The sequence below is a fragment of the Streptomyces justiciae genome, from assembly GCF_015163075.1.
In the GTDB taxonomy this organism is placed as follows: Bacteria; Actinomycetota; Actinomycetes; order Streptomycetales; family Streptomycetaceae; genus Streptomyces; species Streptomyces justiciae.
The window spans coordinates 71,669-85,528 of sequence record NZ_JADDXU010000013.1 but is presented as its reverse complement, the minus strand read 5'-3'; the positions used below and the strand labels follow the sequence as shown (position 1 = coordinate 85,528).

The following is a 13,860-nucleotide window of genomic DNA, read 5'->3' as shown; positions in this document are numbered from 1 at the left end:
GGACGGACGGCGCCGTCCTGCCGGCCCGTCCCGACTGATCGCCGCATCCGACCGCATCGCACGGGCCCGCACGGCCAGGCGCATGCGTCCTCGATGCGACCCGACGTCCCGCTCATGCGGGAGAAATGAGATTCGATGATCAAGAAGAGGATAGTGGGCCTCGCGGCTGGCATCGCCCTGACCCTGAGCGGCACCGCCTCGGCCGGCGTCGCGGCGGCCGCGCCTGCCGGCCCGGACCGTCCGGCGAGCGCGCCGGCGGTGTGCGGATACAACGACAACATCAACGGCCGCGCCCTCTGGCGGAACTGCAGCAACGACGGCGACTACATCCGCACCACCAACTTCATCGGTGGTGAGAGCTACCAGTGCACCGCAGCGCACAGCGATCACGACCTGGGGCCGACCTGGTTCATCGACCACTCCGTCCTGCTCGGGAAGTGCTAGCCACCGATACCGCGCGGACCGGGCCAACGAACCTTGCAGGTGCGCGCCCTGGTTGACAGTAGGTGGCACCGGTCGAAGTAGTGCCGTAGGGCGGCATCGTCTCGCTCTCGGCGGAGCCGTGGAACACCACTCCGGGGGTGGCGGTGTCCAGGCGTTCGTCCAGCGAGCAGAAGCCGATCTCGCCGCGCCGTCGTTCGCCGACCATGTTCACCAGGTCCTTGAGTAAGTGCCGGACTTGAGGGCGTGGCCTCCCCCAGCCCGCCGGCTGCCTATCGCTGTGCAGGGTGTCGTCCAAGCCGACCACCGTCAGGTCGTCGGCTTGGACGACCAGGTGCGCCGACCTACACGTAGCCCATCCCGTCCGCCTTGTCGCTGTTCACCCAGCCGCTGGCGACCCAGGTGCCAGGGTTGAGACTGCCGATGGGGGTCCACGTACTGCCGTAGATGTTGAAGAAAGTGATCGGGACGGTGAGGGTGTTGTTGAACGCCGAGTACACGTGGTCCTGCCACACGGTGTTGAACCACGACACGGCGTCACCACGCGCGATGCTGCCGGTGAAACCGATGCCGCTGCCGGTGAAGTTCGTCCCGGTCCAGATGCACACGTAGTGCACCGGACAAGCGCCCCGTCCTTGCCCGACGCTGATCGTGCGGTCCCAGCCGGCCGGTTGGGCCTCGTCGCCGAGTATCGCGTGTTGCTCGGTTTCGGTCGTGGCCGCGGTGTCCGCCTGCGCGGACGGGGCAGCGACCAAGGCCGCACCCACAACGATGGTGATCGCTCCGAGCTGAGCCGTCATTCTCCGTAGGACAGACATCTGCGCACCTCCGCAATCCATTGCGCCTGACCGGGAATTGGCCGCTCCCGTTGTAGCCGCTTTCACGTTGTTCGCTTTCGAGGCACTGGTGCCGGACAAACAACTCGTGAAAAATGTGACGCGGCTTCAGACCGGGTCCTGAGGGACCGGGAAGCAACGGGGAGGTGCGGCGATGCCGCGCAAGGAGCGACCGATCGACGCGGACGGCGGTCCGTTACCCGAGTTCGCCGCGGGCTTACGGGAGTTACGGCGGAAGGCGGGCAGTCCGCCGTACCGGATTCTGGCAGAACGGGCCCACTATTCGATCTCGACGCTGTCCTCCGCCGCGGCCGGGCAGCGGCTGCCGACCCTTGCGGTGACGCTGGCGTACGTGCGCGCCTGTGACGGGGACGCCCAGGAATGGGAGCAGCGTTGGCGGACGGCGGCGGACCGGCTCGGTTCTCAGGAGGCAGCTCTCGGCCCGGCGGAAGGGTCCGCGGCGTCCTCCCCATACGCGGGGCTGCGGTCGTTCACGGAAGAGGACGCGGAGTGGTTCTTCGGCCGCGAGCAGTTGGTGGAGGAGGTGGCCGGGCGGCTGGAACGGCAGCGGTTCGTGGTGGTGATCGGGGCGTCGGGCTCGGGCAAGTCGTCACTGCTGCGGGCGGGTCTGGTGCCACGTCTCCAGGCCGCGGCAACGGTCGTGGTGCTGACGCCGGGGACGCGGCCGTTGGAGGAGTGCGCGGTGCGGCTCGGTGCGCTGGCCGGCCTGACACCAGGGAGCCTGTACGCGGAGTTCAGGCAGGATCCGGACAACCTGGACCGGGTGGTACGGCAGATCGTCGCCCGCGGCGAAGGCGGCGAGGGCATCGTGCTGGTCGTCGACCAGTTCGAGGAGACCTTCACCCTGTGCCAGGAGGACGGCGAACGGCGCTGTTTCATCGAGGCATTGGTCACGGCCGCCTCTGCGGCCTCCGGCCAGTGCCGGGTGGTGCTCGGGGTGCGCGCCGACTTCTACGCCCACTGCACCCATCATCCGCCGTTGGTGGCGGCGATGCGCGACACACAGGTGCCGGTCGGGCCGATGACCCTGGACGAGTTGCGCCGGGCCGTGGTCAGTCCCGCGCAGCGGGCCGGACTCAGCGTCCAGAGCGCCCTGTTGGCGTCCCTCACCGCGCAGGCCCACGGCCAGGCCGGCACGCTGCCCCTGCTGTCGCACGCACTGCTGCAGACGTGGCGACGACGCCGAGGCAACGCCCTGACACTCGAGGCCTTCGAGGCAGCGGGCGGCCTCGAAGGCAGTCTGGCCCGCACCGCGGAGGAGTTCTACCAACACCTCGACATCCAACAACAGGAGTTGGCCAAGCGGGCGTTCGTGCGACTGACCGCGCTGGGGGACGGAACCGAGGACACACGTCGGCCGGCGCGCCTCCAGGAACTGGCGGAACTCACCGAACCGGCCGACACCGAGGACATCACCGCCGTACTGGAACGCGCGGCCGTCGCGCGGCTGCTGACGCTGGATCACGAACGGGTCGAGCTCGCCCATGAGGCTCTGATCCGCTGCTGGCCCCGACTGCACGGATGGCTGACCGAGGACCGCGAGGCCATGCGGGCGCTGCGCCAACTCACCGACGCGGCACACACGTGGGAAGCGCTGGGACACGATCCCGGCGCACTGTACCGAGGCACACGTCTGGCCATGGCCGTCGCGCTCGACCGTACGTCCTTGTCCGTCACGGAGCGGGCGTTCCTCGACGCGAGCCAGGCCGCCGCGGAACATGAACAAGCCGCCGCCCGGCGCGGTACCCGCCGCCTGCGCAGGCTCACCGCACTGTTGGCCGTGCTCTTCCTCACCGCGTGCGCCACCACCGTCTACGCGCTGCGCGCCCAGGACTCCGCCACCCGGCAGCGCAACATCGCGCTCTCCCAGAAGGTCGCACAGCAGGCCGACGCGGTGCGCTCCACCAACCCCGCGCTGGCCGCCCAGTTGAGCCTCGCCGCCTACCACCTGGCACCCACCACCGAGGCCCGTGGCAGCCTGCTCAGCACCTTCGCCACGCCCTACGCGACCCGGCTCACCGGCCACACCGACAACGTCAACGCGGTCGCCTACCGCTCCGACGGCCGCGTCCTGGTCACCGGCAGCAACGACAACACCGCCCGCCTGTGGAGCGTCACCGACCCCCACCGCCCACGCACACTGGCCGTCCTCAGCGGGCACACCGAGAAGGTCAGCCACGCCGCGTTCAGCCCGGACGGCCGCATCCTGGCCACCGCGAGCTGGGACGACACCGCCCGGCTGTGGGACACCACCAACCCCGCCAGGCCCCGCCCGGCAGCCGTCCTGCGCGGCCACAACCGCGACGTCAACGCGGTGGCGTTCAGCCCCGACGGCGACAAGCTCGCCACCGCGAGCACCGACGGGACGGTGCGGCTGTGGGACCTCACCGACCCCCGTCGGCCCCGGACGAGGGACACGCTCCCGGGCCGCAAGGACGCCAAGCGCGCGGTCGTCTCCGTCGCGTTCAGCCCCGACGGCCGCACGCTCGCCACGGCCGTGTTCGACAACACCGTGCGGTTGTGGAGCCTGGCCCGCTCATCGGCGCCCGCTCGCGCCGTGGCCACCCTCAAAGGCCATACCGCCGCCCTGAACTGGGTGGCGTTCAGCCCCGACGGCCGGACCCTCGCCAGTGCGAGCTGGGATCGCACCGTACGGCTCTGGGACGTCTCAGCGCCCGAACACCCGGCCCGGGTGGCGACGTTGACCGGGCACGCGGACGGCGTGCGCTCCGTCGCGATCAGCCCGGACGGGCGCACTGTCGCCAGCGCGGGCATGGACCAGACGGTGAGGGTGTGGGACATCGGCGATCCGCGCCACCCCGTCCGGCAAGCGGTGCTGACCGGGCACACCGACGCCGCCGTCTCCGTGGCGTTCAGCCCCGACGGCCGGACCCTTGCCAGCGCGGGAGACGACCAGACCGTACGGCTGTGGGACCTCCCCCTGGTCTCCACCGTCAGCCACACCGACACCGTGTGTGCCGTGGCGTTCACCCCGGGCGGGCGCACCCTGGCAACGACCGGCGACGACCGCACCGTACGACTGTGGAACGTCACCGATCCCCTACGCCCGCGGAAACTCGCCACCCTCACCGGGCACCGGGACACCGTGTGCGGGCTCGCATTCAGCTCTGACGGGCACACACTGGCCACCGGAAGCTGGGACCGGACCGGGATTCTGTGGGACGTCACCCACCCCCGCCACCCCCGGCAACTGGCCACCATGACCGGGCACGACGCGCACGTGAACACGGTGACGTTCCGCCCCGACGGGCAGGTCCTGGCCACGTCCGGCGGCGACGGCACCGTACGCCTGTGGCAGGTCGCTGATCCGCGCGCGCCCCGCGAACTGACGGTCCTCACCGGACACGCGGGCGGTGCCAACACCGCCGTCTTCAGCCCTGACGGACGCACGTTGGCCACCGGGGGCTGGGACGGCACCGTACGGCTGTGGGACGTCACCGACCCCCGCCGCCCGAATCTGCTGGACACCTCTCCGGTTCTGGAGGAAGGGGTCAATGCCGCGGCGTTCAGCCCGGACGGAAAGACCTTGGTCACCACGGACTTCGGCGACACGGTGCGCCTGTGGCGCGTCACCGGTGGTCGCTTGCACGGGGCGGCCACCCTTGTCGGCCATGTCGGGGCCGTCCACTCCCCCGCCTTCACCCCCGACGGCCGCACTCTGGCCACGACGGGCGCGGACGGCACCGCCCGCGTGTGGGACCTCACCGATCCGGCCCACCCCCGCGCACGGGCCACCCTCACCAGCGGCGGCAAGCACGTCTACACGGCGGCCTTCGCCCCCGACGGCCACACCCTGGTCACCGCGGGCGCGGACCGCACCGCCCAGATCTGGGAGACCGACCCGGAACGCGTCGCCGCCCGGGTGTGCCGCGACAGTCACCCCACGATGACCCGTTCCGAATGGAAGCAGTACTTCGGGAACCTCACCTACCGGCCTCCTTGCCCGTAGCCCCCGACGGACCGTCCCCTGCACGCTCGTTGCGGGGCACCGGATGCCTCCGTGGGACCGAAGTCGTCGATTCGCTGAACACCCGGGCGGGCTGGGTTAGCCTCCTCTTCCACCACATACGAACTGGCGTACGCCGAAAGCAACTTCGGGGGATTTCTTGTCGGGACAGCGGCCGGAGCCGACGGACGACGCGGGTGCCGCGCTGCGGCGGACCGGTGCCTCGCCCCTGCGGCCCGGCGACCCGCGACGGGTCGGCCCCTGGGTGCCCGTGGCGCTGCTCGGCAGCGGCGGTATGGGACGGGTCTATCTGGCGCGCCCCGCGCACGACGACCCCGGACTGGTCGCGGTCAAAGTGATCAGGCCGGAGTACGCGGAGGACCCCAGGTTCCGGCGCCGCTTCGAACGGGAAGCCGCGGTTCACGCCCGCCTTCGCATGCCGTACGCGCCCCGGTTGTGCGGCACCGGCTTCGACGACGACCTGCTGTGGATGGCGACCGACTACATCCCCGGCTTCGACCTGGCCGAGACCGTACGCGAGGACGCGCCCCTGACGACGGATTCCGTCTGGCGGCTGGTGGCCGACCTCGGGCAGGCCCTGGCAGGGCTCAGCGCCGAAGGCATCGTCCACCGGGACCTCAAGCCGTCCAACGTGCTGCTGTCCGTCCACGGCGCCCATGTGATCGACTTCGGGGTCTCCAAGGCCGCCGACGCCAGTGCGATCACCGGTACGGGCAATCGCGTCGGCACTCCCGCGTACATGTCGCCCGAGCACCTCAAAGAGGGCCGCTCCGACATCCGGTCCGATGTGTTCTCGCTGGCCGGGACCCTGGTCTACGCGGCCACCGGACGCGCCCCGTTCGGCGACGGCACCGGCGTCGACGTCATGCACCGGGTGGCGTACGAGAACGCCAATCCCGAGGTGATCGGCGAGATCTCGGCGGCGGACCCGGACCTCGGCCGCTTGCTTACCTCCTGCCTGGCCAAGGAGCCCGAACAGCGGCCCACCCCGCAGGAACTGATCGACGCCGCCGCAGCGCGTACGGTACCGGCCGCCTGGCCCGAACCGCTGGGCGCCAACCTGCTTGCCCGGCAACAGGCGTACGAGACACTGCGCCGCCTGCCCGTGGCGGACCTGACCCGCCTGTGCTCGCCGGCCACCCCCGCCGCGTCCCTCCCCGCGCGAGCAGCCAGCCCTGTTCCGCCACCGGTGCCGGTCGAACCCGGCCCGGAGACAGCACCGTCGGACCGGGCCAGGACGTCGTCCCCGCGCGGCCGCAGGGCGTTATGGGTCGCCACCGCCTCCCTCTCGGCCTGCGTCCTGGCTGCCGCGGCCTACTGGAGCCTCCCCGGCGAGCGGCCCGCGACCGCCGACGCTCCGGAAGCGGGCACCCGCTCCGGCAGCGACATCTCAACGGTGCCCGGTGGCCGTACGTCCGCCCCCGTGCCCTCGGGCACCAGCGGGCTGACCCGCCCGGACGTCGACGGCGCCGTGGACGAGGACGTCGACGGCGGGGCGGAGACGGCCACTTCGCAGCCCGAGGCCCAGCGCTCCGCCGAAGACGACGCCGAAGCCGACCCGAGCGACGGCGTCCCCGCTCCCACGGCCTCCCCTAACCACTCCCCCTCCGCCACCGCGTCCACCGGCACCGCCCCGTGGCTCTCCGAGTGCACCTACTACGCCGGCAGCGGACGCACCCGCCTCGGTGACTCCGGCAAACGCGTACAGCAGGTGCAGTGCATGCTGACCAAGCGTGGGTACGGCGTCGGGAGCACGGGCGTCGACGGGGAGTTCGGGACCGGCACAGAGGCCGCGGTGGAGGCGTTCCAGGGTGACCGGGGCCTGGATGCCGACGGAGTGGTGGCACACGACACCTGGGTCGCCCTGCGCGACACCGAGTAACACCCTGCGGTCAACGCCGAGTCGGTGTCGCGAATCCCGGTCCGGACCCACACCGTCGCGCCCGAACCCGGGATCGCGCAGATCCCGGACCGGCACGGACGTTAGGCTTCGCCCGCACGGACATGACGGGGGCTGAGTGCATGAAGTCCGAAGGGGTGCCGCGGTGGGCGTCGACTCTGGACGCGGTGGTGGTCTACGCGCAGGGCGCGCTGTGCAGCCGACTGGCGCGGGGAACGGTTCCGCCCGACGGCCGAGTGCTGGTGACGGGGCTGCCGCGCACGGTGGACCCGGGTTCCGTGCGGGCCCGCGTCACGGGCGACTCCGGTGCACGGGTCACCTCGGTGCGCGTCGAGGTGGAGGCCGAGCCCGCCGACGACGACTCCGCTGACGGGCTGCGGCAGGAGAGGGAACGGCTGGAGGACGCCTGCGCCGCGGCCCGCGCGCGGCACGAGCGGCTCCTGGTCCGGATCAAGGAGATCACCGAGCTGCGTCCGGTTCCGCCGCCGCGCAAGCGTGATGATCCCGATCATCACCGCCGTACCCCTGCCGAGGCGTGGTTGACGCTAGGCGACTTCGTCGACGAACGGCTGACGCGGCTGCACGAGCGCCTCGCCGAGTCCGCGGAGGAACTGCGCCGCCTCGAGCACGACCTGTCCGTCGCCGTGGACCGCTGCGAGCGCGCTTCAACCTCCGCACCGTCCGGGCGGGTTGTCACCACGGTCTGCGCGGCCGTGACGCTCGACAGCGGTACCGGTGAGGTGGGCCTGGAGATCGAGTACGGCGTCCCGGGCGCCGTGTGGGTGCCCGCCTACCGTCTGACCTGCCGTCAGGGCGACGACAGCGGCACCCTCGTGCTGCGGGCCGGCGTGGCCCAGCGCACCGGTGAGGACTGGACCGGCGTACGGATCGCGCTGGCCACCGCCGACCTGGGGCGCGGTGCGGAGCTGCCGCGACTGCGCTCGCTGCGGATCGGCCGCCGCCAGCCCGCCCCCGAGCCGTCCGGCTGGCGAGAACCGCCCGCCGGGCTCGCCGACCTCTTCACGGCGTACGACGCCGCGGGGCCCCGCCCGGCTCCGGCCTCCGCACCGGTCCACGTCGGCGCCGTTACCCGGTCCCCAGACACGTACGGCGCCGCCCTGCCGCCCGTACCCCCGGCCGGTGTTCCCGTCCCGCCCGCGCGTCCGGCGTACGGCGGCATGCCCCCGGCGCCCGCAGCGCCTGGCGGCCTCCCGGCACCGGTCGCGTCCGCGCAAGCGGCGCAGCCGAGGAGGGCGGCGGCACTCCACGCCGCACCCCAGGCGGCCCCCGCAGCCGCGTCTGCGGCGCCCTCGGGGGTGATGGCCCCGTCCCCGGCGCCACCCGCCCCACCGGTCGGCCCGCCGCAACCCAGCAGCGCCGAACTCGACTACGCCGCGCTCGTCCTCAGCGGCCCCGAGGAGCCGGCGGCCCGCAGGGGAAGGCTGTTTCCCGCCCCGTCCTTCGACGCGGTGGCCGTGGAGCACCGTCGACGGGCCGAGGCGGTGGCCGCGCTGCCGCTGCCCGCACACGCCGTGCGGCCCCGTGCGTCGGCGGGTTCCTTCGACCACCGCTACGACGCCGTCGCCCGCGCCGACGTTCCCTCGGACGGCACCTGGCACACCGTCACCGTGGGCCGGATCCCGGTCGGTCTGCGGACCGAGTACGTCTGTGTGCCGTCGGTGGAGCAGCGGGTGTACGCGGCTCTGGTGCTGTCGAACGCCACCGATCAAGCGCTCCTGGCCGGTCCCGTCGAGGTCCGGGTGGACGACGACTTCGTGGTGAGCGCCGCGCTGCCCACCCTCGCTCCGGGCGGAGCCCGGCGGATGGGCCTCGGGCCGGCCGAGAGCATCCGGGTCACCCGCCGCACCAGCCTCAAGGAGTCGACGGCCGGGTTGCGCAACAACGTCACCGTCCTCGCCCACGGCGTCCATGTGGAGCTGGTCAACACCCTGGGCGAGCCCGTCACCGTCGAAGTGCGCGAGCAAGTGCCGACCGCTGCCGAGGCGGACATCCGCATCGAGGAACAGGCCGACTGGACCGTCCCCGAGGACACCGCTTCCGCCGACGATCCCGACCCCGGCACGCGCGTGTGGCGCGTGGACCTGCCCGCCGGAGGCACCGCCACCCGGAGCGGCGGCTACGAGATCCGCATCCCGGCCGCGAAGGCCCTGGTCGGCGGCAACCGCAGGAGCTGACACACCATGTCCACCGACCTCGCCCCGATCCCGCTGCCCGTCACCGCCGTCACCTGCCTGGAGGACCGGGCCCAGATCGAACGATCCATCACCCTCGACCTCCAGGCCGGCGTGCAGCGGCTGCGCCTCGGGCCGCTCAGCGCCTTGGCGGTCGACCCGACCCTCCACGCCGAAGTGACCGCCGCCGAGGGTGAGGCAACCGTCCTCGACGCCCGGATCGTCCGCGCCTGGACACCGCGCGGGCCGCTGCCCGGCGCCGACGACTCCGCTCTGCGGCTGCGCGTCCACGCCGTCAAGGAGGAAAGCTCGGCGCTCGAACGGCAGCGCGACCGGCTGCGCGCCCGCCTCGACCTGCTCTCCCGTCTCGCCGCCGACCTGCTGCGGGAGATCGGCGAAGGGGCCGGTCACGGAGAGACCGACACCGCACGGTGGACGGCTGAACTGGACCGGGTGGACGACGAACGGGACGCGCACGGCGAGCACTTGCGTACCGTCGAGGCCCGTCTGAAGGCCCTGGCCACCGAGCTGCATCAGGCGGAGCACGCCGTCGAGCTGTCGGAACAGCGCCAGGCCGAACTGGTCGGCCACGTCGAGCTGACCCTGGAGGCCACCGCCGCGGGACCGGCCCAGCTGCGGCTGAGTCACCTCACCGCGTGTGCCCTGTGGCGCCCCGCCTATCGGGCCGTGCTCGACGGAGAGCACCTCACCCTGGAGACCGACGCCATGGTCTGGCAGTGCACCGGCGAGGACTGGACCGACGTACGCCTGACGTTGTCCACGGCCCGCTCGGCGCTGGCCACCGAACCGCCGCGCCTCACGCCGGACCGGCTGACGCTCACCGACCGCTCCCCCGCGGAGCGGCGCACGGTCGCCGTCGAACTGCGCGAGGAGGAGATCGCCGAGCTGGGCCCGACCCCGGTGCTCGGCCTGCCGGGCGTGGACGACGGCGGCCGCACCCAGGTCCTGCGCTCCCCCACCCCCGTCTCCGTCCCCGCCGACGGCCGCGCCCACCGCGTCCCGCTGTCCACGGCCGGCGCGGTGGCGCGCAGCGAGTACGCCTGCTCCCCCGAGCTGTCCCCGCTCGTGACGCACGTCGTGCGCTGCGAAAACCCGGCGGGACACACGCTGTTGGCAGGCCCGGTGGACCTGGTCGGGGCGGGCGGCTTCGGCGGCCGTGGGTCACTGCGCTTCACCGCTCCCGGCGCGCCCCTGGAGCTGGCCTTCGGCAGCCACGACGACTACCGGGTGCTGCGCGAGGTGGAGGAATCCCGTGACTCCTCCACACTGTCCCAGCGCACCACCGTCACCCGCACGGTTCGCGTCCACCTCTCCCGCTTCTCCGCCCCGGGTGAAGCGGGCGAGCAGGTGGTGACCGTACGGGAACGCATCCCGGTCTCCGAGGTGTCGGCGGTGGAGGTACGACTACACAAGGACGCCTGCTCCCCGGCTCCGGACACGATCGACGCCGAGGGCATCGCCCGCTGGGACATCACCCTGCCACCGAACAGCCGCCGCACACTGACCCTCGTCTACGACATCTCGGCGAGCGGGAAGGTGACCGGGCTCTGAGGCGGGCGCAGTGTGCGCTTCAGGCGCTCTGCCACCGGCCTGACGAACCGCGTGGGGTGCTTGGACTGTCCTCCTAGTACGTGCGGGCGTCGGCGACGCGGTCCCCGCCAGGACCGACGGTCGGGATGCCTCGCACCACACGTGCAGACCCAGGTGGCCACGAAGACGATCGCTGCCAGAGTTTCGCGGTCGCCGGCCCGCCGCCGGCCGCCCCGTAGTGAGCCGGCCGCCCCGTAGTGACATGCGTAACCACGTTCGCTCCGCCGCGCCTGTCCAATGCCTCCAGCGCCGTTGCTCGACGGCTTGGCGACGGGCGCGCTCCTGGCTACCCATGAGATATGGAGGGATTCGGCGTCGCCATCATCGCCATTGGTGTTTTGTGGATGATTTGGGACCGCACTCGTCCCATTGCTGACGATGCATGCCGTACGTGCAGAGGCAGGGGGCGTACTCCCAGTTGGAGTCGCAATCACTTGCGGGACAAGACGGAGTGCGAATGGGTGGAATGCCGCAGCTGCGGAGGTTCCGGGGTGAGGTGAAAGGGATCGCGCTGCGGGCGTTGGCTGCCCGGCCAACGCCCGCGAGCTGAAGCGCTGTGACCGTCGGGCAGGTCAGCAGCCAGTGTGAGCAAACCTGGGCTTCGGGGTGCAGCCACCCGGCACCGGCCGGGGCCATGAGAGGTCACTCGGTGATCACGCCTTCCGGGCCAGCCCGGCGGCAATGAGGTGTTCCCAGACCGTGAGTTCTCGCCTCTGCCCGATGTCCATGGTGTCGTCGTCCTCGTCGGGACGCCACAGGGACGCGGGGACGATCCCTGGTTCGAGGATCTCCAGACCGTCCAGCAGGGAGGCGATCTCCTCGTCGGTCCGCCACCGGCCGCGGCCGAACGTCTGCTGCAGCACCGCCTCGGCCTCCTCGGTCTCCGGGTTGTTGCCGGAGCGGAAGTGGCTGATGAAGAAGTAGCTGCCCGGCACAACCTGGTCGCGCCAGTAGCGGACGATGCCGGCCGGGTCCTCGTCGTCGTTGACGTGATGGAGGATGGCGCTGAAGATCACAGCGACCGGGCGATCGAAGTCGATCATCTCGACGGTGTCGGGGTGCGTACGGATGTCCTCGGGGTTGCGCACATCGACCGCGACGACGCGGGTCTGGTCGTTGTCCTCCAGCAGCGCGCGTCCATGCACCAGCACCTGGGGATCGATGTCGACGTAGACCACTCGGGACTCAGGAGCGTGCCGTTGCGCGACCTGGTGGACGTTGTCCGCGGTCGGCAGGCCGCTTCCCAGGTCCACGAACTGCCGAATGCCGGTGGTCCTCGCGATCTCCCTGACCGCCCGGGTCAGAGCCGCGCGGTTGGCAAAGGCGATGGCCACCGATCCGGGCAGGTCACGCTTGAACACGTCCCCGATCTCACGGTCCACGGCGTAGTTGTCCTTGCCGCCGAGCAGATAGTCGTAGACACGGGCGATGCTGGGCTTGGCCGGGTCGATGGAGGAGCCTTGGTACGTCATGGCGGTCATTCTGCCCAACAACACCGCCAGCGCACCCCCGAGTTGAGCCCTCCAGTCGGCCAAAAAACGCCTCCTGCTAATCCGAGGTCGCTGGTGGGACGCAAGCAGCTACGTGGACGGTCAGCCAGGTGAGCAGGGGTCTGAGTTCCTCGTGCGTAGCCAGCACGCGGTCGACAACCGCCGGCGTCTGCAGCCATTCGTCACTGCCGAGGTGTCGCACGGCGAGCAGCGAGCGGTGGCGCAACAGCGCCGCCCGAGGGTGGTCGGTGGGGTATTCGCGGGGCGCACGCTTCAGCCGGTCGCCGGTGATCTCGAAACCTTTGTCACGTAGTTCCGCCACCACATCGTCCAATGCGGAGCCGCTTGCCTCGGCGGCAACCGCCGCCCTGAACCTGCTGATCTGGTCGGAGTCGGCGTACCACCACGCACCCTGCACTCGCAGGCCGTCCAGATTGAAGCGCAGCCCGATCTCCACGTTCCGGGCGATGCGTGCCACGGCGGACTGGTTCTGCCACCACCACGGGGTCTTCCCGTACCGCCATACAGAGTGGTCCTCGAACGCGGGATCTTCCCATGCCAAGTCATGCAGGAGCGCGACCATCGGTTGCCGCACGAGGCGTTCGCGATCCTTACGGGTCTCGCGCATCACCTCCTGGGACGGCTCGCCATCAAGACGCAGCAACACGTCGAACGCTGACTCGTCCCAACCGGCGAACTGCCTCGGGATATCCATCAACTCTGCCCTCTTCTCCGTCACCTGGTCTGCGGCTCGACCTGCGACAGAGGTGGTCGCAGGACGCCGGCGACGACGGTGGTCACCATTTTCCGGACAGCGGCCATCTGCGGCGGGGCACTGGCCCGGTCGGCGAACAGCAGGTGCCCGGCCCCGACCAGGGCGGGGGCGAGTGTGTCGATGTCGGCGTCAGGGGCCAGGCGCCCCAACTCCCGCTCGGCGGTGAGGTATGCGGCGATCATGGCGGCGCCCTGCGCAGCCAGTGGAATTCCGGGCAGCTCGGCCTCGCGCAGCCTGGCGCGGAGGCCGTCGCGAAAGGTGATGAGGGCGACGATGGCCACGGTTACGGGCCCGAACAGGTCCTGCAGCGCTTCGGCGACGTTGTCCTCCACGCTCCCGGTCCCGGCGGCCGCGCACAGAGTCGTGGTCCGCTCCTCGATGCCGTGGACGCGGTCGAGGACCAGTTCCGCCAGGAAGGCGTCGAAGTCGGTGAAGTGCCGGTGCAGCACGCCCTTGGCACAGTTCGCCTCCTCCGTGACCGCCCGGCTGGTCAGCGCGTCGGGCCCATCCCGGAGCAGGACGCGTTCCGCGGCTTCGAACAACTGGCCGCGCACGTTGTGGATGTGCACCCCTGACGGCATTGCCTCCCTTTCCGCGCCGCCCGCC

9 protein-coding genes are annotated in these 13,860 nt (G+C 71.4%); 5 read left to right on the top strand and 4 right to left on the bottom strand.

Annotated features, from left to right (window positions below):
* The first annotated feature begins 135 nt into the window (after positions 1–135).
* Positions 136–444: a hypothetical protein gene (locus IQ210_RS31480; protein WP_194082565.1), complete on the top strand. Its 309-nt coding sequence runs from the start codon at positions 136–138 to the stop codon at positions 442–444.
* A gap of 341 nt (positions 445–785) precedes the next feature.
* On the opposite strand, the gene IQ210_RS31475 is transcribed toward IQ210_RS31480, so the two are convergent.
* Positions 786–1,241 carry a peptidase inhibitor family I36 protein gene (locus IQ210_RS31475; protein WP_194082564.1) on the bottom strand — a complete coding sequence of 152 codons (456 nt, stop codon included), beginning with the start codon at positions 1,239–1,241 and terminating at the stop codon, positions 786–788.
* Between the two features lie 190 nt (positions 1,242–1,431).
* Here IQ210_RS31475 and IQ210_RS31470 point away from each other — a divergent pair, with 190 nt between their 5' ends.
* The 4 genes from IQ210_RS31470 to IQ210_RS31455 all read left to right on the top strand — a co-directional run bounded on the left by IQ210_RS31470 (position 1,432) and on the right by IQ210_RS31455 (position 10,950).
* The gene (locus IQ210_RS31470) at positions 1,432–5,268 is read left to right on the top strand and encodes an nSTAND1 domain-containing NTPase (protein WP_194082563.1); all 3,837 of its coding nucleotides are present in this window, start codon (positions 1,432–1,434) and stop codon (positions 5,266–5,268) included.
* Between the two features lie 157 nt (positions 5,269–5,425).
* Complete coding sequence (locus tag IQ210_RS31465) at positions 5,426–7,168, top strand: protein kinase domain-containing protein (RefSeq protein ID WP_228048651.1); 1,743 nt, start codon at positions 5,426–5,428, stop codon at positions 7,166–7,168.
* Between the two features lie 140 nt (positions 7,169–7,308).
* Positions 7,309–9,381, top strand: a complete 2,073-nt coding sequence (locus IQ210_RS31460) for a DUF4139 domain-containing protein (RefSeq protein ID WP_194082562.1) — start codon at positions 7,309–7,311, stop codon at positions 9,379–9,381.
* A gap of 6 nt (positions 9,382–9,387) precedes the next feature.
* Complete coding sequence (locus IQ210_RS31455) at positions 9,388–10,950, top strand: mucoidy inhibitor MuiA family protein (RefSeq protein ID WP_194082561.1); 1,563 nt, start codon at positions 9,388–9,390, stop codon at positions 10,948–10,950.
* A gap of 692 nt (positions 10,951–11,642) precedes the next feature.
* Here IQ210_RS31455 and IQ210_RS31450 read toward each other — a convergent pair.
* The 3 genes from IQ210_RS31450 to IQ210_RS31440 all read right to left on the bottom strand — a co-directional run bounded on the left by IQ210_RS31450 (position 11,643) and on the right by IQ210_RS31440 (position 13,835).
* Positions 11,643–12,461, bottom strand: coding sequence for an SAM-dependent methyltransferase (locus IQ210_RS31450; RefSeq protein WP_194082560.1), 819 nt, complete (start codon positions 12,459–12,461; stop codon positions 11,643–11,645).
* Between the two features lie 76 nt (positions 12,462–12,537).
* Complete coding sequence (locus IQ210_RS31445; RefSeq protein ID WP_265680443.1) at positions 12,538–13,218, bottom strand: DUF2461 family protein; 681 nt, start codon at positions 13,216–13,218, stop codon at positions 12,538–12,540.
* On the bottom strand, positions 13,215–13,835 hold the full coding sequence (locus tag IQ210_RS31440; RefSeq protein ID WP_228048649.1) for a TetR/AcrR family transcriptional regulator: 621 nt from the start codon (positions 13,833–13,835) through the stop codon (positions 13,215–13,217). The genes IQ210_RS31445 and IQ210_RS31440 overlap by 4 nt, the downstream gene beginning before the upstream one ends.
* Between the last annotated feature and the right edge of the window lie 25 nt (positions 13,836–13,860).